Below are 24,925 nucleotides of genomic sequence, written 5' to 3'. Positions count from 1 at the left end.
GATGAAAAAAATATTAGGTTTATTATTTATATCTGCATTCACCTATTTCGGCTGTAGTAGAGATCATTTTGCTGAGATTAACACCGATCCGGATTTAGTATTTGCGGATCATATGGACCCTGTAAAGGTATTCCCTAATGCCGTTTTAGCCATACATACAAATGATTTTGAAGCCTATTATGATATCAATAGGAACATTACATTTTGGAACTATCAATGGGTACGACTAGCAGGCTCGAGTGTAAGTATTCAAGCTTTTAGATCACCTGTTACGGCTTCTCAATATCCATATCGTTACGATAATTTCTATTTTCGTGAAACAATGGGAGCCGGTGGTTCTGTAGCTGCTATTCAAAATATTATTGATCAAATGCCAGAAGCAGATCGAGCTAAGTATGCGCATATGCGTGCTATTGCTTTAGTGCCAAAAGCTTATGCTGCTTTCAATCTAAGTGATGTCTTAGGTAGTATTCCATATTCTGAAGCATTTAAGGCTCGTTATACGAATCCTCCTTTGTTGACACCTAAGTATGATAGTCAAGAAGAACTGTTTGCTATTCTAGATAAGGAGCTAAAAGAAACTGTTGATATTTTGAAACAAGCTCCTGCTGTTGCGCAAACGAAGCTTGGCAATGCCGATCTTTACTACCATGGTACTGGAGACGAATCGTTAAATTGGGCACAAGCGGCAAATGCGCTTCGTCTTAAAATAGCGATGCGTATTTTAAAAAGAAAACCAGACGAGGCAAAGCGTATCATCAATGAGGTTCTGACCGACAATATTGGTCCTATTAATTCTCAAGCTGCTTCTTGGGTTTTCCGCGCAGGAAAGAACATTGCTAACGGAGGTAACTGGGGTACATTTGGTAGTTTATCGGGTAATAAGGCTACTGTAGATTTTCTGTATGACAACCAGGATCCACGATTGAGAAATCAATACCGAAAATCATTGGTTACTGCTACGCAATTTGCACAGCTAAAGGCAAACGGTACCATTCCCCAGTCAGAAGAGTTTCGTGAGTATAGAGGGCGTTATATTAGCCTTGATGCCGCTTTGGAAGCTGATAAGAAATTTTATTTCAATGCTTTGCCGGGAATCAATGTGATGTATTCTTCGGAAATTCAAACGGCGCTTTTCAACTCCGCTATTAATCAGGGACTTGTTAATTTCCCTGTTATTACTTTTGCTGATGTCTGCTTTATGCGTGCCGAGTTGGCAGCTCGTGGTGTAACCCAAGAAAATGCCGATGATTGGTATAAAAAAGGAATTACAGCTTCCATTAAAGATTATAATAGTTGGGGACAAGATGCCAATGTACAAGGCTTTTCACAGGTTACAGATGCTGAGATTAATACTTACTTAGCGAAAGAAGCGATTAAGTATAATCCAACAAAAGGTGTAGAACAAATCTGTGTTCAGCAGTATATCAACTTCTTTAAAAATCCAAATGAAGCTTGGGCTTTAATTAAGCGTACAGGTTACCCAAGTACATCAGGAGTCGTTATAAAGGCGGAGAAGATGCTTTCGGCAGGTATTGAGGTTAAGATGCCTAGACGTTGGAGTATTGTTTTGCCTCCAATTTCAGACTTTAACTATCAAAATGCAGTTAAAGCTATTGCCGATATGCAGAAAGATGCGAGTTTTGGTGAGTTAAGCGATATCACTGGACGTGTTTGGTGGGATCAGCCTTAATGATTTCTGTATTTAATTAACAAGATCTTTTGAAAATTTGATTTAGATCTTTGGTACTAGGAAAAGCCTAGAGCGATACTCGCTCTAGGCTTTTTTACGTTACTTTATGTATTTCAGTATGATTTTTTTGTATGTTTTATATTGAAATATGTATCTTCGAGCTCCACATCCTACAAACCTAAATGGTTAATAGCAATTGAACTTGTTGGTTACACAAATCAAGTTGAATGAGCTTAATGCTCCCTATTAATGTTAAAATGTTTATGAAACAAATTCTTATTATGCTTCTTGCTGTTCTCCACTTTGCTGTTGGGAACAATCTTTATGCGCAAAAAAATAAACCTTTGCCAGCACGAACACAGTTGGTTAATTGGTATTTTCAGAAAGATAGCCTAGCGCAGGTACCTGCTGATTTGCAAGGGCAAGATTGGAAAGCGGTCCAAGTTCCACATTCATGGAATACCCATGATGTAATGGATGATAAGCCAGGATATTACCGCAATAAAGGATGGTATAAGTTAGATCTAGGTACTGTTGACCAGTTGAAAGGGAAACTTGTACGGTTACATTTTGATGGTGCCAACCAAGAAACAAATCTTTATGTCAACGGGAAGAAAGTTGGTGACCATGTCGGAGGCTATACTGCTTTTAATTTTGAGATTCAAGATTATTTAGACTTCAATGGGGGCCGTAATGAGGTTATCGTATGTGTCAATAATCGTTTTAATCTAGACATACCACCGCTGACGGCAGATTTTACGTTCTTTGGTGGAATCTACAGAGAGGTCTTTTTGGAGGTTAAAGATAAGATACATTTCGCAGATAAAGTGTATGGCTCCACTGGGGTGTATTATCGCACGCCTATCGTCAATGAACAAGAAGCTAAGCTAGAGGTCTTTGGTCAAATCGGATCCTCACTTGGAAAGAAACAAGCATTACGTTTAGTGTCTACTCTTTTCGATGCCGATAATAAGAAAGTAACTTCTGTAGCAAAGCAGTTAAACATAAGTCAGTTAGATTCATTTCAGGTTGTTTTTCCATCACTGAAAGCACCTAGACTGTGGTCGCCGGATCAGCCTTATTTATATCAGTTGGTAACACAGCTATTGGATAGTAAAGGTCAAGTTCTTGATGAGCAGAAAACAGCTGTTGGTTTTCGTTATTTCCGTTTTGATGCAAAAGAAGGTTTTTTCTTAAATGGTAAATCCTATAAACTAATAGGAGCAAGCCGTCATCAGGATTTTAAAGATTTAGGTAATGCTGTTCCTTATGCTATACAAGTAGCGGATGTATACAAGCTGAAAGCCATGGGCGGCAATTTCTTGCGTGTAGCGCACTATCCGCAGAATCCTGCTATTATGGAAGCGTGCGATCGATTAGGTATTTTGACTTCAGTTGAAATTCCTTTAGTAAACGCGATTACTGAAAGTAAAGCATTTGAAACAAATAGCTTACATATGCAAGAAGAAATGATCAGACAGAACTATAACCATAGTTCCGTAATCATTTGGGCACATATGAATGAGATTCTTCTACGTCCTTTATTTAATAATGATAAGCCTAGGCAAGAGGTTTACTTCAAAGCTATTTATGATTTAGCATCTAAGCTTGATGTTTTAACCCGTAAGTTGGACCCACACCGTTATACGATGTTAGCGCATCATGGCGCCGTGGATATGTACGAGCGTGTAGGGTTAACCCGTATCGCTATGATTAACGGATGGAATTTGTACCCTGGTTGGTATGGAGGCGTGATTGCTGATTTTGGTAAGCAGCTCGATGATATCCATCGTAAGATGCCTAATATCCCAATGTTAGTTACGGAGTATGGTGCTGATGCCGACCCACGTATTCACTCTTTTAGTCCTGTTCGTTTTGACAAAAGTGTGGAGTATGCGGTGTTGTATAATCAAGGGTACATGGACGATATGTTGAAGCGTCCTTTCGTTGCTGGAGGTTTTGCTTGGAACTTAGCCGACTTTAACTCCGAAACACGAGCAGAGAGTATGCCGCATATTAATAATAAAGGTCTATTGACTTGGGATCGTCAACCTAAGAATACGTTTCACCTTTATGAAGCTTATTTGGTGAAAACACCTTACGTAAAATTGGGAACTGCCCTATGGAAAAAACGTGGAGGAATCGCTCAAGGGAATGATACTTTTGTGAAGCAGCCACTAGAGGTGTATAGTAATCAAGCTGCTATTACCCTATACCATAATGGACAATCTCTAGGAACGCTGCCTGTTAAGCAGCATAATGCGATTTTCGATGTTCCTTTTGTTGCAGGAGCGAATGTTTTTAAAGCCGTAGCGCTTGATAGCCAAGGTAAAGAAGTTATTCAACAGCAGGATACAGTAGCTTTTCAATTGGTAAACGATTCTTTTGATAAAGCATTTGCACAAGATAGCTTACTTCATTTCTCGTTAGGTGAAAACCGTTATGTCTTAGATGATAATAATGAACTGTGGTTACCATTGCAGGTAGATGAGCATCGTACATGGGGTGTTAAAGGAGGCGAAGACTTCCGATTGACAGTTCGTGGAGGCGCCAACTTAGGTACCGACCGTAATATTACCAATACGTTTAATGACCCTGTGTACCAAACGCAGCAAGTAGGACTCAAGGATATTTTTATACCACTGCCCGAAGGGTCTTACCGTGTCGTACTGCATTTTGCTGAACTTAGTGGAGGTAAAGAAAAAGAGGTTGTGCCTTATGACTTAGAAAATCCACAAAGTGCTTCTACCAAATTTCAACACCGTTTGTTTAACGTATATGTTAACCATAGTTTGTGGTTAAATGATTTTGATTTATCCAAAATTGCTGGTGTTCAGAACGCACATACGGAGTCTGTAGAAATTAGAACCTATAAAAAACAAGGTTTGAAATTAGCTTTTGAAAAGGTGGAAGGTGAGCCTGTTCTCAATGCAATTTCGATTTATAAATTAAATAAATAGTTAACTCCTTCGTTAATTCTTAATAGCTCATAGGGTATGCCATATGAGCTATTTTTGTATACTAGGAGCTTTGTTCGAACAATATTTCCCCCTTTTATGAACAATTATTACGCCTTGCTATTAAGAGGAACTGCTTAGGTTTGTGATGTAACCAATAAGGCTGATTGTTTTAGCCTTTTCTGTTTGTAGGAAACGGAAAATTAAATTTGTAACTACTATTTTTCTGTAGGATTGTTTTCCAAACGGGGGTGCTCTTTTATGGTCTGCTTTTCTCGCATATTTAATTTGTTTCCAAAGCTTATTTTTTATAACATTTTGATTTCTAATTAAAAAAATATAAATTGTGAGCTTCTAACTAAACCTATTTTTATAAACCAATGAAAAAGACCATTCTTGCGCTATGCGTATTGTCTTTTTGTTTCTTACAGGTGCGTGGACAGTTTCCTCGATTCAAAATTTTAGCTTTTTATAGTGAAAATGTTGAAGGTGCGCATGTGGAATTTGCAGAAGAAGCTATTATTTTTTTTAAAAAACTTACGGAAGGTAACGGATTCGTATTCGATGTCACGAAAGATATGAACGACCTCCGTACCGAGAAATTGAAAGATTACTCTTTTATTATGATGCTTAATGATGTGCCTCATAGTAAGGAACAACGGCAAGCACTGGAAACCTATATGGAAAATGGTGGTGGCTGGTATGGTTTTCATGTTGCGGCATATAATGACCGCTCAAGTAATTGGCCATGGTTCTTGAATTTTTTAGGTGGGGGAGTATTTCATCGCAACAATTGGCCACCCTTACCCGCTAAAATCGTTATCGATCAATCCAATCACCCGGTAACCAAAGGACTTCCGAGTAGTTATATTTCTCCTCTTAATGAGTGGTATCAGTGGAAGCCTAGTCCACGAGAAAATAAAGATATCCAAGTATTAGCAAGTTTAGCCCCCGAAAATTACCCTTTAGGATTAAAAGATATTATACCTAATGGTGATACGCCTGTGGTGTGGACAAATACTAAATACCGTATGATCTATCTGAATATTGGACATGGGAAAGGAATTTTTTCCGATGCTACGCAGAATAAGCTAATCATTGATGCCCTAAAATGGGTCGTTAGTTCAGACAAAAAAGGAAACGTTTTTGAAAAATAAACCAATGGATACCAACACAATTCAACCTACAACAACTAAAATTAGAATTCGGGCCATTGACGTTATGCGTGGGCTCACTCTATTTCTCATGCTATTTGTCAATGATCTATTCACCTCAGGTGCTCCAGCATGGATGGCGCATACTAAGGGAGACTTTGACGGAATGGGACTCGCCGATTGGGTATTCCCAGGTTTTCTTTTTATGGTCGGTATTTCTGTACCCTATGCTGTATTAGCACGACGTAAAAAGGGAGATTCCGATTTCAAGATTTTTCAGCATATCGTTCTACGTACGCTAAGCCTCTTGCTTATTGGCGTATTAGTGCTCAATGGAGGCCGTGTTAATGCGGAGTTGACAGGTATTCCCGGACTATTATGGTCTGGACTGATGTATGGATGCGTCTTTCTGATATGGAACCTCTACCCAACGGATAGTCCTTATAAATCGGTTTTTACGGGACTACGCCTGCTAGGTGTTGTGGGCTTAGCTTATTTGGTCTATATCTTCAAGGCTGGAAACGCAGAAAATCCCGAGTGGCTAGAAATCGGTTGGTGGGGAATTTTAGGATTAATTGGTTGGGGCTATTTTGCCGCAGCAACGGTTTACTTAATTGCGCGCGATCGTTTGCTGATCGTTGGTTTGTTTTGTATACTGTTTGTGGTAATCAACATCCTTTCCATGAAGGGCATGATGCCTCATATTCCCTATGTAGGAAGAATATTTGGTGTTATCTTGGGCGGTAATGTACCTTCTATTGTGGTTGCCGGTTTATTTACAGGCATGCTTATCCGTGCTTTTTCCGCAGAACCAAAGCGGTTATTATCCTACTTAGTGATTATCGGTGTCGGCTGTCTCGTTGCTGGATTTGTTTTGCGCAATTGGTTTATCATTTCCAAAATATATGGAACACCAAGCTGGGCGCTGATATGCAATGGTATAAGTGTCCTTTTGCTGGTGGTTGTGTATTATCTTATCGATGTTAAACAGTACCAAAAAGGAATTTATGTCTTTGAACAGGCCGGTAAAAATTCATTAACAACCTACTTAGCTCCTGATCTTATTTACTTTGCTTGTTGGGGATTTGCTATTCCACTTTTCTTCTATAAGCAAGCCGATTACATGGCTTTGAATATTATCGGATCCTTAGTGTGGTCATTCGTCATGTTGTGGTTTGCCATTCTTTTGAAGAAAATAGGTATAGCCCTTAAACTCTAAAACTACTATTATCAATTTAAACCCCTATAAAATAAATTATGAATTTGTACAAAAAACTAACGTACCCGTTCCTGCTATTGGCAGTTTTGATGATTGGATTTAAATCCACAGCTGCATTTGCCAAAAAGCCTAGTAAGGTTATTATAGCGTATGTTACCTCGTGGACTTCAGTGATGCCTGATCCAACTCATATTACACATATCAATTATGCTTTCGGACATGTCACGAATACGTTTGACGGTGTGCGTATTGATAATGAAGCACGCTTGAAAAGTATTGTTGCTTTAAAAAAGAAACATCCACACTTAAAAGTTATGCTTTCTATTGGTGGATGGGGCTCAGGTCGCTTTAGTGAAATGGCTGCAGATGCTACCAATAGAGCTAAGTTTGCGAAAGATTGTATGCGTGTTGTTAAAGAATTTGGATTAGATGGTATTGATATCGACTGGGAATACCCAACAAGTTCGGCAGCAGGTATCTCGAACTCACCAGCAGACACCGATAACTTCACCCTGTTGATGCGCGATATTCGTCAAGCCATAGGTAAGAAAAATTTATTGACTTTAGCGACAGCTTCCAATGGTAAATACATAGCCTTCGGTGATATCAACCCGTATGTAGATTTTGTAAATATCATGACCTATGATTCTGGAAATCCTCCGTATCACCATGCTAGTTTATTCCGTTCTGACAAATCTGGAAATGTGACTTGTGAAGAGGCCGTAGCAGCGCACGTAAAAGCAGGTATGCCAATTGAAAAATTGGTGTTGGGCATTCCTTTCTATGGACGTGGCAATAAGAAAGAAGTGAAAACTTTTATTGACTATAAAGATTTGTTGAAATTGGAAGGCTTAGAAACAAAATGGGATGATGTAGCAAAAGCTGATTACATGGTGAACAGTGATGGCGAATTGGTGTTAACTTTTGAGACGCCTGAGTCTATCAAGTATAAATGTGAATATCTTTTGAGTAAAGGAATGTTAGGAGCTATGTATTGGGAGTATGCTGGTGATACAGCAGAAGGAACACTAAGAAAGGCTGTTTATGAAGGTGTAAATAAAAAATAAGTGAATAGAACGATGAATAGGTTTTCTTTTTTGAGGGTTTTCATGTTTCTTGCTGTACTAACAACGGGATTATCCGTTGTGAATGGAGCCGAGAAAGCCTTAAAACCATTTAAGGTATTGGCCTTTTATTCCGGAAACTGGGATGTGGCGCATATCAGCTTTGTAAAGGAAGCTAATGCTTGGTTTCCCGAGGCAGCTAAAGCCAACGGCTTTAGCTATGAGGCAACGACGGATTTTGATCAGCTTAATGCAACAAGATTGGCCGATGTCGATGTTGTCTTATTTTTAGATAATGTGCCAGGCTCCCCAGCACAGCGTAAAGCTTTCGAAGCATATATGGAGAGCGGTGGTGCTTTTATTGGTTTTCACGTTGCAGCCTATAATGATAACCCACTGAAATGGGATTGGTATTTCAATAAATTTCTTGCTGTAGGTCGCTTCGCTGGAAACACGTGGAAGCCTACTTCGGCCAACCTTAAGCTAGAGCATAAAAACCACCCGATAAGTCAGGGGATTCCAGAAGTCTTTAAATCGCAACCTAATGAATGGTATAAGTGGGAGAAGAATCTACGAGAAAACCCTGATATTCAGGTGTTGGTGTCTATAGATCCATCAAGTTTTCCACTTGGTACAGGACCCAAAGCACATGAAATATGGCATGAAGGCGATTATCCTGTCGTGTGGACACATAAGCGCTATAAAATGTTATACATTAATATGGGGCATAACGATATGCTATATAATCCAGATCGCACCGTGTCTCATACTTTTGAGAATGACTTACAAAATAAACTGTTGATTAATGGTCTTCATTGGTTAGCCGACAAAAAATAATAATTATGACGAGCAAGGCTTCCCTAAGTCTTGCTCGTTTTTTTAAATAAAAAACGCTAACTTTATAAGTAACAGTGCGTAACCCTAATCCCTAAACCCCGTTTTATGTTGTTTTTCCTTCTTCGTTTGATTCCTATTCTTTTGGCAGCCTTGTTGGCTTTAATCTTTAAAGCATCAGCGCAAACTAAAGAGACGGCTTTTTTTAAGGATGTAACAACGACGCATCTTCCACAAGATGCTAAAACGCATGCTCTCGATGTCGCGCTAGCAGATGTGAATGGCGATGGCCATCTCGATATGCTATTAGCACTGGAATCACAGCCCAATCGTTTATATGTAAATGATGGACAAGGGAATTTTACATGGGTTAAAGGTGTTTTTATCGAGGCTAATCATGATACGGAGCATGTTAGAGTCGGAGACTTTGATGGTGATGGTATTCTCGACGTGATATTCGTTGCCGAAGATGATCAAAATCACGAGTTTTATTTAGGCAATGGCGATGGTACTTTCCGTAATGTTAGCGACCGCCTTTTAGGAAAAAGTGAAGCTAATGGTTTAGATATCGGTGATGTCAATGGTGATGGACTACTCGATGTTGTTGTTGGAAACTCAGGGGCCGCTCCGGCTAATTTTCTATGGCTTAACAATAAAGCGAAGCCTGGTTTCTTTGTGGATGCCTCAAAAAGCTTACCTGCACATTTTGACCAGACCCAATCGATTAAATTGGCTGATTTAGATGGCGATGGCCATCTCGATATGATTGTTGCTAATGAGGTACCTCCAAATCGTGTATACTTTAATGATGGTAAAGGCAATTTCGTAGAAAGAGAAGGCGCTTTTATTGAAGAAGTCCCTTTGCACACACGCGAAGTTATAACTTTTGATGCTAATGGTGACGGCTTGACGGATATCTTGTTTGCCAACCTAACTAGCAACGGTGGTGGGCGGGATCATGACCCTAGAGCCCGTTTATTCATCAATCAAGGTGGTGGAATCTTTAAAGATGAAACTGCTACGCGGATTCCAGACTTTGATTTTTCTACCTATGCCGCGAATATTGTCGATTTCAACCACGATGGCCACCCCGATTTAATTTTAAGCGCAATTATGACGCCTCCTTTTGCTCCATATCAAGTACAAGCATTGCAAAATGATGGTAATGGACATTTCACCTTTGTGACGGATACTGTAATACCGAAAGCTACACACGGTAGAAGTTGGGGAATTGCTGTAGGCGATGTTAACGGTGATGGTATCGATGACCTTGTCATCGGAGGATGGGGCGATCAGGTCCGTTTACTTTTCGGGAAGAAATAAATAGTCTTCGCTTTTGTGGTCGAAATAAAGAGTGAATTTGATGGTTTGAACGAATTACACCCCATAATGTAACGATAAGCCCACCTTTGCTCCCTAAAAAATATAGATTTTTGGTGGAATAATAACCAAAATCTATAAACGTGAAAAAAATCTTCTTACTGCTTTTTTATACCTTTTGGTATGCTGTTGGTATGTTGTCTGCACAGCAGAGTCAGCGATTGATTAAAGGATGGGAATTTGTGCAACAAGACCTTGGCGGCATTTGGGAAGCGGTGCGTCCTGTTCCCGTAGGAGCACCCGAAGCGTCACCGATATGGCAAAATGTACAATTGCCGCATAGCTTTAATCAGACGGATGCCGTTTCTCCACTTATCAATTACTATCAAGGACCAGGTTGGTACCGTATATACCTAGACTTAAATAATCCATATGCTACAGGTCGAACATTGCTCCATTTTGAAGGTGCAGGGCAAAAGACACAGGTATACGTTTATAATGAAAAGGTGAAAGAGCATGTCGGCGGTTATGATGAGTGGTATGCCGATTTGACGGATGCTGTAGCTCGTTTTCGCCAAAATCCTGAAGCTGTAAAACGCTTCAAAGGGAAGGTGCCTGTTATTATTCGTGTGGATAACACCCGTGATTTAGAATTGATGCCGTCAGATCTTTCTGATTTTAATGTTTATGGCGGATTATACCGTTACGTAAACCTATTGTATACGCCGGCGTTGTCTGTAGAGAATGTGTTTGCCCATGCTGTGGTAGATACGAAAGGCAAGGAAGGTAAAGTCTCTTTACGTGCTCGCTTTAGGAACCCTCAACAAGTAGGTCAAGCGGAGGTGCGTATAACGTTACAGGATGCTAAAGGTAAAGAAGTCTTGAAACAGACAGTGCCCGTTCAGATGCAACCTAATAATGCGGTCATAGACCTCGGAGCTTTGACCTTGAAAACGCCTAATTTATGGTCTACAGAAAATCCTTATTTATATAAAATATCCGTTTCCGTGATTGCTGGAAAAGATACTGCAAAGCTGGATCAGCATATCGGTTTTCGTCATTTCGAATTTATGGAGAAAGGTCCTTTTATGTTGAATGGTAAACGTTTATTGCTCAACGGAACCCATCGTCATGAGGACCATGCTGGTGTGGGGCCGGCGATGACTGAAGAGCAGATATGGAAAGAGATGCGCATGATGAAAGAGATGGGCGTAAACTTTATCCGTTTAGGGCACTATCAACAATCACGCATTGTTTTGGAAGCATGTGATGCTTTGGGCATTTTGGTGTGGGAAGAAATACCATGGTGCCGCGGTGGTTTGGGTGGTGACGTATATAAAGAGCAAGGACGTCGTATGCTGACCAATATGATTGAGCAGCACTATAACCATGCTTCCATTATTATTTGGGGCTTAGGTAATGAGAATGACTGGCCTGGCGACTTCGATACTTTCGATAAAGAAAAAATTAGAGAGTACATGAAAGAACTCAATGACCTTTCCCATAAATTAGACCCCTCGCGAAAAACCGCTATTCGTCGATGCGATTTTTGTAAAGATATAGTGGATGTGTACTCGCCATCTATTTGGGCAGGCTGGTATCGTGGGATTTACACTGACTATAAATCTGTTAGTGAAAAAGAATTTAATCAGGTTAATCATTTTCTACATGTAGAATGGGGGGGGGATAGCCATGCGCGTCGTCATTCGGAAACACCTGACCAAGGGCTTTCGGAAGTGATGAAAAGTACATCTGCTGATGAACGCGCAGGAGATGCTTCGCTATTTGGTGGACCTGCACGCGTGTCGAAAGACGGCGATTGGAGTGAAAGCTATATTGTTAATTTGATCGACTGGCATTTAAAAGAACAAGAAACAATGCCTTGGTTGACGGGTACAGCCTATTGGCCATTTAAGGATTTTTCGACGCCCATTCGTCCAGAGAATCCAGTTCCTTATGTCAATCAAAAAGGAGTTGTCGAGCGTAATTTTAATAAAAAAGAGTCTTTCTATGTTTTTCAATCTTACTGGACAACAGAGCCGATGGCCCATATTTATGGACATAACTGGCCTGTACGCTGGGGTGCAGCCGGACAAGAGCGCATGGTGAAGGTTTTTTCTAACTGTGATGAAGCCGAGCTTTTTGTAAATGGCAAAAGCCAAGGCGTACGTAAACGTAATAGTCAAGATTTTCCTGCCGCAGGATTGCGCTGGATGGTGGCCTACCAAGAAGGGGAAAATAAACTCGAAGTAGTCGCCAAAAAAGGAAAAATCGTTGTTAAAGATGCTATCACTCAGGTATACCAATCAGCAACTTGGGGCAAACCAACGCAAGTGTCATTAGAAGTGATTGAACAAAAAGGAGACTCCGTACTTCTTGAAGCCTACCTGCGCGATGCCCAGGGAATTAAATGTCTAGATGCGCGCGATTATATAAACTTTCAGTCTTTAGGTGAAGGGTATTTAATAGTTGATCAAGGAACATCGGATGGAAGTAGCCGTTTACAAGCTTATAACGGACGTGCACGTATCACTTTCGTGCGCACAGGAGCACAAGCGGTTGTTTCCGTGCATGCTGATAGTATAGGCACTGCTATATTGAATCTTTCACAGCCTGCAATTCCAACACAAGTGTATCAGGAACTGAAAAAAGAAACCCTTCATGCTGCTGATAGTCTATTGACGGTTGCCGTAAAGACTATCGTCGATGCTCCAGCAGCTCGTTCAGCAGGAACGGTACACGATTTCTATTCCGAAGGTGATTATTGGTGGCCCAATCCTGCAGATTCCAATGGCCCTTACATCCGTAAAGATGGACAGACCAATCCGGATAACTTTATTGCTCATCGCGATTTCGTGATGCGATTAGGGGATATCGTTGGTTCCTTAGTCTCTGCATGGAAAGTTTCAGCAGACCAAAAGTATGTAGATGCAGTTATTCCACATCTGGAAGCTTGGTTTGTGAACCAAGGGACACGTATGAATCCATCTTTGAATTATGCACAAGCTATAAAAGGTGTGGCCACAGGTCGAGGGATAGGTATTATTGATGCTATTCACTTTATTGAAGTCGCTAAAGGAATACAAGTATTGAAGGAGGCAGGCAAACTGCCTCCTTCTTTGTTAAAAGGTTGTGAAGAGTGGTTCGCTAATTACCTGCAATGGGTGACCACTCATCCCTATGGATTGGAAGAGATGGCCGCTAAAAATAATCATGGCACTTGCTGGGTGATGCAGGTGGCAGCTTTCGCAAGCCTAACCGAGAATAAAGAACTATTGGCTTTCTGTGCCAATCGCTATAAAGCCGTATTGCTGCCTAATCAACTGGCTGACGATGGTCATTTCCCATTGGAAGTAGAACGTACAAAATCATACGGTTACTCCCTGTTTAACCTAGATGCTTTTGCGTCAACGTGTTATATCCTTAAGGATTTTGATCCGCAGTTACCCTACTATAGTCATGGGAAAAAGTCCCTGCACCAAGCCCTAGAATTTTTATACCCCTATCTGCAGGATAAAGATACATGGCCTTTTGGAAAAGATGTGATGTATTGGGAAGAATGGCCTACAGCGCAAGTATCCCTATTATTTGGGGGGCTATTATTCCAAGAACAAAAGCTGTTAAATCTATGGAGTAAACTTCCCCGATCTTATGCTATAACAGAAGTGAGAAGAAATTCATCCATTAGATACCCTATTCTTTGGTTGTAAAGGCTTTGTAAAGTTTATGTTAAAGGCCTGAACAATTTCCACCCTTATTTAGAGCAAAATTTACTCCATCATGTAGCGTTTTATGTTGATTTTTGAGGCTTAAGCCAATAGGATTAAACCAAATAAACCTAGTGATATGTTAACAAAAAGAAGAGCGTTGAATAGCTATGTGCTATGCTCACTACTATTGTTTTGTTGGGGGCAATTCGTCTACGCCCAACAATCGCGCAGTGTTCGAGGAGTGGTACACCAAGAAGGTGGTGCTGCTTTATCGAAGGTAACTGTGAAAGTCAAAGGAAACCCGACGACAACTCAGACGGATGAAAACGGAAATTTTATTATTCAAGTAGGACCGCAGGGAACCCTTGTGTTTTCCTTGATTGGTTATCAAAGCCAAGAAGTTCCTGTGCAACAAAGAGAGTCTATTACGGTGACCTTAAGTGAGGTTGTAGCCGATCTAGAGGAAGTTGTTGTTGTGGGCTACGGTACGCAGAAAAAAGTAAATCTAAGTGGTGCAGTTGCGCAGGTCAAAGGCGAAGATATCGTTAATAGGCCTGTAACAAATCTAACATCGGCTCTACAAGGGATGATGCCCGGTGTGGCAGTAACGCGTTCGAGTGGTAGACCGGGAGGGGAAGAATCTCGAATTCGTGTACGTGGTTTTAGTTCATCAAATGAGATGAGTGCTTTAGTACTTGTCGATGGTATTCAGATGGATTTGAACTTAATCAATCCGGAGGATGTAGAGTCTATCTCTGTTTTGAAAGATGCTTCGGCTTCCGCAATATATGGAGCACGTGCCGCAGGTGGTGTAATTTTAGTGACCACTAAGAAAGGACGTAGTGGTAAACCATTAATTAACTACAATAATTATTATGGTGTAAACATCGCTGCACGGAGACCAGAACGTTTGAATTCTTGGGATGAACAGATTTTAATTAACGAAGCGCGCGTAAATTCGACAGGAAACCCTGAATTTACCGAAGAACAGATTGAATGGTTGAAAAATCCGAATTTCTCCGTTCGTCCAAATCCAACGCAAGATCGTTGGGAGTTTTTTGGTAATAACAACTGGATTAAAGAGGGGATGAATAAATATAGCAGCATGCATAATCACAATTTATCCATTAGTGGAGGTAGTGAAAATGTTGTTTACAATGTTTCTGGAGGTTATTATCAACGTGATGGTGTTTTGCGTTATGGCCCTGATGACAATGAACGCTATACGTTACGTACCAATATAAGTGCCGCTGTGAATAAATATATTCATTTGGATGTGGCCGCAAATTATGTTGGATCTGTAGTGAACCAAAATGCATATGGTACAAACCCAATTATTGACCGTTTGTACCGTAGTCGTGCTAGACAGAGCTTGTATGTGCCTGCAGAAGATATCACAGGACAGCCTTTTAATGGTGATTTGCAGGTGAATCCTATTGACATTTTAAAAAATGGAGGTTTCCAAAAAAGTTTATATGAGTCTTTTACTGGTAGAGTGAATTTGAAAATTAAAGACCTCGTAAAGGGTTTAACGTTTGATTTTTCTGCTTCGCGTAATCAAGATTATTATAGCGATGAGATTAATCGTCGCACATTGACTTGGTATGGACGTTCAACGAACACGGTTCGTTTTAAAGTTCAAGATCCAAACTCTAGAAGTTTAACAAAGAATAGAGGTTATTTGAATAATGTTCAAGCAGTCGTTAATTATAATTTTAACATTGCGGATGATCATAAATTTACCCTATTGGGAGGGACTTCCTTTGAGGAATATCGCAAGGATGAGTTTTCGGCTGGAGCACAAGGTATGATTACCAATGATTCTTTCAGCTTAAACTTTGGCGATGCAGCAACAAAAACTAATGCTGAAAAAATTGAAACCTGGGCTATTGGTTCTTATTTTGGTCGATTGAACTATAGCTATAAAGAACGTTATTTATTTGAAGCATCTATTCGTTACGACGGTAGTTCGCGTTTGGCACCCGAAAACCGCTGGCATATATTCCCATCGTTCTCTGCAGCATGGCGTGTAGATCAGGAAGATTTTATGAAAGATCAAACAATTTTCGATCAGTTTAAAATTCGGGCTTCTTGGGGGCAATTGGGGAATGGTTCTGTGTTAGGATTGTATGACCATGTACCGTTATTGATAAGTGGTCTTCAATCTAATCTTCCAACTACAGGACCCTTAGTTTTTAATGATAAGCGAGAGCAATATTTTTTTCAATATCAATTAGCTTCTCCTAAGAAAACATGGGAGATTGTAGAACAAAGCAATATAGGTGTTGATTTTGCAGTTCTTAAAAATCGTTTAAATTTTACGGGAGATTATTATGTGAAGCGTAATAAGAACATGTTAGCTCCTTTGGAATTACCGTCAATTATCGGTCTTAACGTTCCTTATTTTAATGTGGGAGAGATGAAAAGTTGGGGATGGGAGCTAGAAGTGAAGTGGAAAGATAAAATTAAAGATTTAGGCTATTCTATTGGTTTTAACTTGTCTGATAACCAAAATAAACTAGTACGTTTTGATGGACGTAGTGTTGTGAATCCTGGCGTAGTTGAACTTTTAGAAGGGCAAGCAATGAATACTGTTTGGGGATATCGTACGGATGGATACTTCCAATCAAAGGCGGAGTATGATGATTATCGTAAAAATGTAAGTGTTCCATTCTTCCCTAATAATGGGGGAGCTGGTGATGTGAAGTACCTTGATTTAAACGGAGATGGTATTGTTAATGCTGGAAAACAAACTTTAGAGGATCATGGTGATTTAGTGAATTTCGGTACGACAAACGGTCGTGATTTCTTTGGCTTTGACTTAGGTGCACAATGGAAAGGTTTTGATGCGAGCATTTTCTTTCAAGGGGTAGCAAAACGTAAGTTTGTGATTGAACCAGGTACATTATCGCCAATGTTAGGTACTGCTGATTTACCGTGGACAATTCATATGGATCGTTGGACGCCAGAAAACCCAGACGCAATGTTCCCAAGAATGTATCAAACAAGTGATCATAACTATAGACCTTCTGATAAATGGATTCAGAATGGCGCTTATCTACGTCTTAAAAATGCGCAGATTGGCTATACTATTCCTATGAAAACTAAAGCCATTCAGAAATTCCGCGTGTTTGTATCAGGACAAGATTTGTGGGAAACGACTAAAGTAATGAATGTATTTGATCCAGAGGCTCCAAATAATGTTTCTGCGACTACGTATCCATTTTTCCGTTCGGTTTCTTTTGGTCTGAACATCACCCTATAATGTGCAATAATTATGAAATCTATTAAAAAATATATAAGTCATATCGCTTTTGCCTCCATGGTTTTGGTAGGGACGAGCGCATGTAGCCTTGACCGTTTTCCAGAGTCGGAATTTTCGGATAAAGATTTTTGGAATACAGAGAATGATTTACGCCTTGCGGCAAATCGGCTATACCAACGATTGGAAGGATTCTCGCTAGATAATCGTGCCGATGATAATGTAAATCAGAATATAAACCAGATTAGTAACGGTACGTGGAGTATTCCAAGTACAAGTGATGATTGGAATAATCCGTATCGAATAATTTTTACGGCAAACAATATTCTAATAAAAGGGGAAAAGGCAACTGCAGGAGAAGCGATTAAAAATCGTTATTTAGGTGAGGCACGCTTCTTTAGAGCCTATGCATACTTCACATTGTTACAGAAGTATGGTGATGTACCTTTATTATTAAAGACGCTGGACTTTGATTCACCGGAGTTGTTCATGGGGAGAGCCCCCAAGCAAGAGGTAGCGAAGCAAATTTATGAAGATCTAGACTTTGCTACGCAATGGCTTCCTTCGGCGTCCGCTGTTCCTGCTGATCAGTATGGTCGTGTTTCCAAAAGCACAGCACAGGCTTTAAAAGCTCGGGTAGCTTTGTTTATTGGAACTTTTGGTAAGTATCATAATGAGCCTGGTTTTCAAGAGCATTTGGATGTAGCGGTGAAATCTGCTGAGTTTGTGATGGGACAAGGACATAAATTGTTCGCTAATTATGGACAACTTTTTGACCATCCTGGCGAGGGGCGTACAAATACCGAAAATATTTTAGTGAAAATCTACGGGGTTAGTTCAAGCAACTTAATACTTGGGCATAACTATTCTAGAGATATGGAAAATGGAAGGTTGTCGATGACACGTAATTTTGTGCGTCAATACCTGTATGAAGATGGACTGCCAGCATTCAATGAGTTGAATCAGCCATCTAGTAAACGTTCTGCCTTCTTTGTTGCAGAAGGACAAGAGCCTAGTTACAATACCGTTTTTGAACACCGTGATCCACGCTTAACGTACACATTATTTAAAGCAGAGGAAAGTGCTTACAAAGGACCATGGGTGCCAACGACAACTTTGGGTTCGCGTACGGCTTATGCAACAAAAAAATACTTTAACCTTACCGATTGGCAAGTGAATGGTAATGGTACGGTAGACAGAATTTTAATACGTTACGGTGAGGTGCTGCTTATTTATGCTGAGGCAAAATATGAACAAACAGGAAGTATTAGTGATGCTGATCTTGACCGTACGGTGAATGCACTGCGTGCACGTGCAGGCTTTAATGCGAAGTTAACCAATACCTTTGCCCAAACGAATCAGTTGTCACTTCTTGAAGAGATTCGTCGAGAGCGTAGTGTAGAACTTGCGTTAGAAGGATTCCGTTATACCGATATTTTACGTTGGAAACTGGCAGAGAAGCTATTAACACAAACTTTACTTGGAGCAAAATACATTGCTGTAGATTGGGTTGGGGCTGATATAAAAAACCTTAATCTTAATACGGAGCAAATTTTAATTGTTGAAGATGCTAGTACCCGTAAGTTTGATCCAGCGAAGGATTATTACTACCCAGTGCCACTACGCGAAATTTCCGTTAGTGATGGTAATGTTGTTCAAAATCCAAACTGGAAATAAAATTTAGAAAACATGAAAAATATTAAAAAATATACAGGATTGATGTTGTTGTTCGTGGGCTTATTCACGGTCTTCACTTCTTGTGAAGATAGAGACACCCCTGCAGGATTACCTGAATTTGAACATCATTATTACATCGTCTACGTACCAAACAATAATAGCGCGGTGACGGTTAAACGTAATCAGGAAGCTTTGTTGAAGTTGCCGCTACAGTTTTACTCGGAGTTTACACGTGATTATGATGCCGTAGCAACCTATGTTGTTAATACGCAGGGTCTTCCTAATACAACTGTTCCAGCGGTATTAGGCGAAGATTACGAAATTGTGAACGAAGCCGGACAGCGTATTCAGCCAGAAGATGGTAAATACAAAATTGTATTCCCGAAAGCGCAGAAAGCAGAAGCTGCAATTTATGTGAAGCTATTGAACAACAGTAAACCAGGACGTAGAACCGTAGAAATTAACTTAGTGGATAACATTCAGGAGAAGTTTAGAGTTGATGTGTTCTCTACAGCCTTTAAACGCACCTTGAACATTGATTAATGATGATGAGAAAGACAGTTAAATTAGGCCTTTTTGTAGCTGGAATTGTTTTTTGTATGCCAATTGTGCGGGCGCAAGATGCCCGCATAAAGGCATCAGAAACGCAGTTTCATTATTTACTTAACGAGGTAGAAGCACAAGTTGATGCTCAACATGTAGCACCGCGTACCGTGGAAAAAGGGAAACTTCATCTTGTACCTTCACGAGATTGGACAAGTGGCTTCTATGCTGGAACACTATGGAACTTGTATAAGTTCACGGGAAAGCAAGAATGGAAGGATGCAGCAGAGAAAGCTACCGCACGCATTGAGGCAGAGAAGTTAAATGGTAATACCCATGATATGGGCTTCAAAGTATATTGCAGCTTTGGCAATGGCTATGCCTACACGCAAAATCCTGCTTACCGTGATATTATCATCACTTCAGCAAAAACATTGGCTACACGCTTCAACCCGAAAGTAGGAAGCTTGCGCTCATGGGATCATAACGCCGATAAATGGCAGTTCCCTGTTATTATGGACAACATGTTGAATCTGGAGCTTCTTTTTGCAGCAACGAAGTTGACAGGCGATTCTACCTATTACAAAATTGCTGTTTCCCATGCCGATAAAACATTGGCTAATCATTTCCGTGCCGATGGTGGAAGCTACCACGTGGTAGATTATGATCCTGAAACGGGGGCTGTTAAGCATCAGCACACTCATCAAGGCTATGCCCACAGCTCTACATGGGCAAGAGGGCAGGCTTGGGCCTTGTATGGCTTCACGATGAGTTACCGCGAAACAGGCGATAAACGTTATTTGAACAAAGCTTTGGCTATCGCCGAATGGATTAAGAAACATCCACACCTACCGAAAGATGGTGTCGCATATTGGGACTTTGATGCGCCAGGTATTCCAAATGAACCAAGAGATGCTTCCGCCGCTGCGGTCATGGCCTCCGCTTTGTATGAGTTAAGTCGTTTACATGGGAAAGATAAAAACCTCTTGAAGTTTGCAGACAAGATTTTTGACTCCTTGACTAAGCATTATACAAATAGCGCAGGAAGTAATCATGGTTTTTTGTTACAACATAGCACAGGGTCAAAGCCCCATCAATCGGAGGTAGACGTTCCCTTAATCTATGCAGACTACTATTATATAGAGGCCTTGGGTAGAAAGTTAAATATTATTTGATTTAGCGCATAAAATTGCATAATATGGTCTCTCCAATTACACCTAAAAAGAAATGGCTAGAGCACTATACTTATTTCTTTTTGTTTTTTTATTTACCAGTACCAATGGCTACGGGCAATTAAAAGAAGAAAGAGTACGATTTTTTCACCTTGATGCTAAAAGTGGTCTATCGCAAAGTAGCGTATTTGCTATTCTGCAGGACCACCTGGGCTTTATGTGGATTGGCACACGTGATGGCTTAAATCGTTATGATGCTAAAAAGTTTACGACATATCGTAATGCGTTGTCCGATAGGGATGTCCTATCGGACAATTATATTACAACCCTATTCGAAGATAAACAGAAAAGACTTTGGGTAGGTACCGCCAATGGACTCAATCTATTTAATCGTCAAAAAGATAAATTCGAAATTATTCCCGTAGCAACAGATCGTAATGCTATGATAAACGGGGTAACGGAAGACCGCAGGGGGAATATTTGGTTTAGTACTTCTATAGGCTTGTACGTATTACGTAAAGAAGCGACATCCACTCAATTGGAACTGGTATATAATGGCTACAAACCTGATGGCGCAACAGCTGTACACGCAGGGAGCCGTTATGTTCAGCAAGTTATGGAAGATAGCCAAGGACGAAGCTGGATAAGCACCGTTGGTGGCGTTTATGTATATCAAAACTTGCTTAACAAGAGGAGTTCTCCTCCGCAGCATATATTTCGTGCCGAAACTGGACGCCTAAATTGTCAAGATGTACGCTTTGTCTATGAAATGAAACCTGGAATTTATTGGTTCGGAACGAAAGAGGGAGGAATAAACGTGTATGACCAACGGAGCGATGCTTTCACGTATTATGGTGATGGAGTTGCGGGGAAAAGTACGGGTTTACATAGCTTGGATATAAGAAGTATGATTGCCGACCGTTTCGGAGGCTATTGGATTGGAACTATCAACGGATTATACTACTATGCTGAAGATACCGGTTTTCTAAGTTTTCGTAAAAATGAAATTAATCCGTATTCCATTAGTGACAATTCTATTAGGCCCATTTATCAAGATCATAGAGGGTCGATTTGGTTAGGTACCTACTATGGAGGAGTGAATATTTTTGATCGGAATATTCCATTTTTTAGAAATCATACGAAGGGTACTTCTAAAGATGGTTTATCGTCGAATGTGATTAGTGGTATTGTGCAAGATCAAGCCAGTAATTATTGGGTTGGTACTGAAGGCGGGGGATTAAGCTACTTTTCTAGTCATAAAGAGCTACTACATCAATACACAAGTAATCCTGCTATAGGGACTTCATTGAGCACCAATCATGTGAAGGCCTTATACCTTGATAAAAATGAAAACTTGTATATAGGAACCTATAACGGAGGACTTAATGTCCTGAAAAAGGGAAGTGCTTCCTTTCAGCATTATAAGCATGACCCTGCTAATCCTTCTTCCATTGCGAATAATAATGTATATAGTTTTGCGACAGACGATGCTAATAATTTGTGGGTTGGTACCTATGGCGGAGGAGTGAGCCTACAAAAAAATGGAGAAAGCGGCTTTTTTGAACGATATAACCATCGTCGTAAAGATGGAAAACAGTTGAGCTCCGATCTGGTACGCATTGTCTTCATGGATAGTCGTAAAAACATGTGGGTGGGTACTGATAATGGGTTGAATGTGAAGTGGAAAGGTAAGGATGGCTTCGAGAAGTTTTACTACGCTGACGACAATCCGGAAAGTATAAGTAGCAATGTAATCATTAATATTTTTGAGGATTCTAAAGGTAGACTTTGGGTGAGCACTTATAAAAATGGTATTAATGAGTTTAATTATGCGACCAAGGCCTTCCACCGTATCATGCCTAAAAGTCCTAACTTAAGTAATGATTTTTATAGTATCGTTGAAGATAATGGTTTGCTCTGGATAAGTAATGATAAAGGGTTGGCCGCGTTTAACCCTGAGGATGGCAATATTAAACGTTACAATATTCTAGACGGATTGGTGGGGAATGAGTTTTCCATGCATGCCGCTTATAAAAGTAAAACAGGAGAACTACTTTTCGGGGGAACACATGGAATTACAGCTTTTTGGCCCAAAGATATTCCAACAAGCTCCTACATTCCTAAAGTAGTGTTTACCGATTTTAAAGTCTCTAATAAATCTGTACCTATTGATGATGACGGCACATTAAAGTCACACATCTCCAACCGTCCTACGCTCACCTTAGACTATAAGCAAAACATGTTTAGCGTTGATTTCGCAACGTTGAATTTTATTGTGCCTGATAAAAATAGGTATGCCTATAAGCTTGAAGGTTTTGATAGCCACTGGAATTATGTTTCTACGCCTACGGCCACTTATACCAACTTGCCTGCCGGAAACTATACTTTACTGATAAAAGGAGCTAGTAATGATGGTGTGTGGTCCGAGCATCCGCAGGAGCTAAAAATCGTTATGCTGCCACCGCCTTGGAAAACATGGTGGGCATACTTAATTTATACCCTCTTGGTTGGAGCAGCAGTATATGGTGTCGTTCGTTTTACGCGCTCAAGAGCCGAATTAAGACATCTGCTGAAAGTGAAGGAGATGGAAGCTGAAAATAAACGTAAATTGGCTGAGGTTAAAGCTAGTTTCTTTACCAATATCTCGCATGAACTACGAACACCCTTGACGCTTATTTTAGGTCCCTTAGATTATATTCTGCCTTCAATGGAAGAAAATAATAGTCTAAAACCGACCTTGACGACTATGCATAAAAATGCCCAGCAGCTACTTCAGTTGGTGAATGAGCTGCTAGATTTACGCAAGAACGAATTGGGACATACCAGGTTGAAGGTTGCCGAATACGCTATAGATGAGTTTGTGCGTGAAGTCCTCTATTCTTTCAAGAATCAAATGGCTCTGAAAGGTATCGTTGTGGAGACCTACTGCGAAGAGCCTCACCTTAAAGTATGGTTTGATCATGTTCAATTGGGCAAAGTATTTTACAACCTCATTGGTAACGCTGTAAAGTATGTGCCAAATAATGGTCATATTCAGGTGAACCTAAGTACCAAACCTTCCCATGTAGATGGTGAAAAAGATAAACTGTATATTGAGATTCGCGATAATGGAATAGGAATTCCAGAAGACGAGATACAATCGGTTTTCGAACTTTTTTATCAAGCCGATAAGCAGGTAGGGATTAAACCGTCGCTAGGCTCTGGTGTTGGGCTGGCCTTGGCAAAAGAAATTGTACAGCTGCATCACGGAACCATTCAGGTGGAAAGCCGGTATAGCCCACAGCAAATAGATTCCTTTACCATCTTTAAAATTGAGATACCTCTTGGGAACGCCCATTTTACGGACGAGGAACTCGTTGTGAATCCAAAGGCTAACACTTTTTATAGTACTGAGCAACAAAATCATCAAGGACAAATATCCCATAAAGACATCTTGGCTATTGAAACTGAAGTATCCGCTATTGTAGACGATCAAGAGCTTAACTCCGTTCTTATCGTTGATGACAATGAAGCGATTCGTGATTTCTTGTATCAAGGATTGTCAAGAAATTATAAAGTAGTCGTGGCGGCAGATGGGGAAGAAGCTTTAACCTTTATTGAGCAGCAGCTACCTGATATGATTATTTCGGATGTCATGATGCCCAATTTAGATGGCGTATCTTTATTAAAAAAGGTGAAAGAAAACCCTATTTCTTCGCATATTCCAGTTCTCTTATTGACGGCACTATCGTCAGATCAAGATATGCGTGAGGGGATGTACGCTGGCGCGGATGATTACCTCGTTAAGCCTATCAATCTAGAGCTTCTTTCATTAAAAATTCAAAACATCTTATTTACACGTAAGTGCTACCGCAAAAGTTTCCTTCAGGAGTTAGTGTTGAAAGAATCGGGAGAAAATGATGGTGCGAAAGGACAAGACTATGCTTTCTTAAAGAAAGTCGTAGATTTCGTAGAGCAAAATTTAGCGGAGAGCGAATTGAATGTTGTGCGCCTGTCGGCGGAAGTAGGAATGAGTAGACCCGTTGTTTATCGCAAAATAAAGCAGATAACAGGACTAAGCGTAATCGAGCTAATCAATCTGATACGTATGCGACATGCCGTAACATTGTTGAATGATAGCCAGCTTCTTGTCTCTGAAATCGCGTATCACCTCGGCTATAGTGATCCCAAATATTTTAGTAAGTCCTTTAAAGTATTCTTTGGACTCAGCCCTAGTCAATTTTCGGCACTAGACCAAGTCGCAAAAGTAGAACTGATGCATAGCAACAGCTTCTTTAAACTTTTGAAGTACGTAAAAGAGGAAGTAGTCTAAAAGCCTAT

Annotated in this window: 13 protein-coding genes; all 13 read left to right on the top strand. The window is 40.3% G+C overall.

Annotated elements, in window-relative coordinates; genetic code table 11:
- The first annotated feature begins 1 nt into the window (after position 1).
- The 13 genes from WH223_RS11405 to WH223_RS11345 all read left to right on the top strand — a co-directional run bounded on the left by WH223_RS11405 (position 2) and on the right by WH223_RS11345 (position 24,917).
- Complete coding sequence (locus WH223_RS11405) at positions 2-1,693, top strand: SusD/RagB family nutrient-binding outer membrane lipoprotein (protein ID WP_340047783.1); 1,692 nt, start codon at positions 2-4, stop codon at positions 1,691-1,693.
- 263 nt (positions 1,694-1,956) lie between these two features.
- Complete coding sequence (locus WH223_RS11400; protein ID WP_340047781.1) at positions 1,957-4,653, top strand: glycoside hydrolase family 2 TIM barrel-domain containing protein; 2,697 nt, start codon at positions 1,957-1,959, stop codon at positions 4,651-4,653.
- Positions 4,654-5,030: 377 nt separating this feature from the next.
- Positions 5,031-5,807 carry a ThuA domain-containing protein gene (locus WH223_RS11395; protein WP_340047780.1) on the top strand — a complete coding sequence of 259 codons (777 nt, stop codon included), beginning with the start codon at positions 5,031-5,033 and terminating at the stop codon, positions 5,805-5,807.
- A gap of 4 nt (positions 5,808-5,811) precedes the next feature.
- The gene (locus WH223_RS11390) at positions 5,812-7,023 is read left to right on the top strand and encodes a heparan-alpha-glucosaminide N-acetyltransferase domain-containing protein (protein ID WP_340047779.1); all 1,212 of its coding nucleotides are present in this window, start codon (positions 5,812-5,814) and stop codon (positions 7,021-7,023) included.
- A gap of 38 nt (positions 7,024-7,061) precedes the next feature.
- A complete protein-coding gene (locus WH223_RS11385) occupies positions 7,062-8,090 on the top strand; it encodes a glycoside hydrolase family 18 protein (protein ID WP_340047778.1) in 1,029 nt (342 codons plus the stop codon).
- Positions 8,091-8,132: 42 nt separating this feature from the next.
- Positions 8,133-8,924: a ThuA domain-containing protein gene (locus WH223_RS11380; RefSeq protein ID WP_340047777.1), complete on the top strand. Its 792-nt coding sequence runs from the start codon at positions 8,133-8,135 to the stop codon at positions 8,922-8,924.
- Positions 8,925-9,029: 105 nt separating this feature from the next.
- Positions 9,030-10,244, top strand: a complete 1,215-nt coding sequence (locus WH223_RS11375; protein ID WP_340047776.1) for an FG-GAP repeat domain-containing protein — start codon at positions 9,030-9,032, stop codon at positions 10,242-10,244.
- A gap of 140 nt (positions 10,245-10,384) precedes the next feature.
- Entirely contained in the window at positions 10,385-13,951 is a 3,567-nt protein-coding gene (locus tag WH223_RS11370; protein ID WP_445265612.1) for an alginate lyase family protein, read from the top strand.
- A gap of 136 nt (positions 13,952-14,087) precedes the next feature.
- Positions 14,088-17,216 (top strand): SusC/RagA family TonB-linked outer membrane protein, encoded by a 3,129-nt coding sequence (locus tag WH223_RS11365; protein WP_340047775.1) that lies wholly within the window; start codon positions 14,088-14,090, stop codon positions 17,214-17,216.
- A 12-nt stretch (positions 17,217-17,228) separates the two neighbouring features.
- On the top strand, positions 17,229-18,890 hold the full coding sequence (locus tag WH223_RS11360; protein ID WP_340047773.1) for a RagB/SusD family nutrient uptake outer membrane protein: 1,662 nt from the start codon (positions 17,229-17,231) through the stop codon (positions 18,888-18,890).
- Positions 18,891-18,902: 12 nt separating this feature from the next.
- Positions 18,903-19,433, top strand: coding sequence for a hypothetical protein (locus WH223_RS11355; RefSeq protein WP_340047772.1), 531 nt, complete (start codon positions 18,903-18,905; stop codon positions 19,431-19,433).
- Positions 19,433-20,608 (top strand): glycoside hydrolase family 88 protein, encoded by a 1,176-nt coding sequence (locus tag WH223_RS11350; protein ID WP_340047771.1) that lies wholly within the window; start codon positions 19,433-19,435, stop codon positions 20,606-20,608. Before WH223_RS11355 ends, WH223_RS11350 begins: the two co-directional genes overlap by 1 nt.
- Positions 20,609-20,660: 52 nt before the next feature.
- Positions 20,661-24,917 (top strand): two-component regulator propeller domain-containing protein, encoded by a 4,257-nt coding sequence (locus tag WH223_RS11345; RefSeq protein ID WP_340047770.1) that lies wholly within the window; start codon positions 20,661-20,663, stop codon positions 24,915-24,917.
- Positions 24,918-24,925 lie beyond the last annotated feature (8 nt).

This window comes from Sphingobacterium sp. MYb382 (assembly GCF_037572665.1).
Lineage (GTDB): Bacteria > Bacteroidota > Bacteroidia > Sphingobacteriales > Sphingobacteriaceae > Sphingobacterium.
This window is presented reverse-complemented; position numbering and strand designations above follow the sequence as displayed.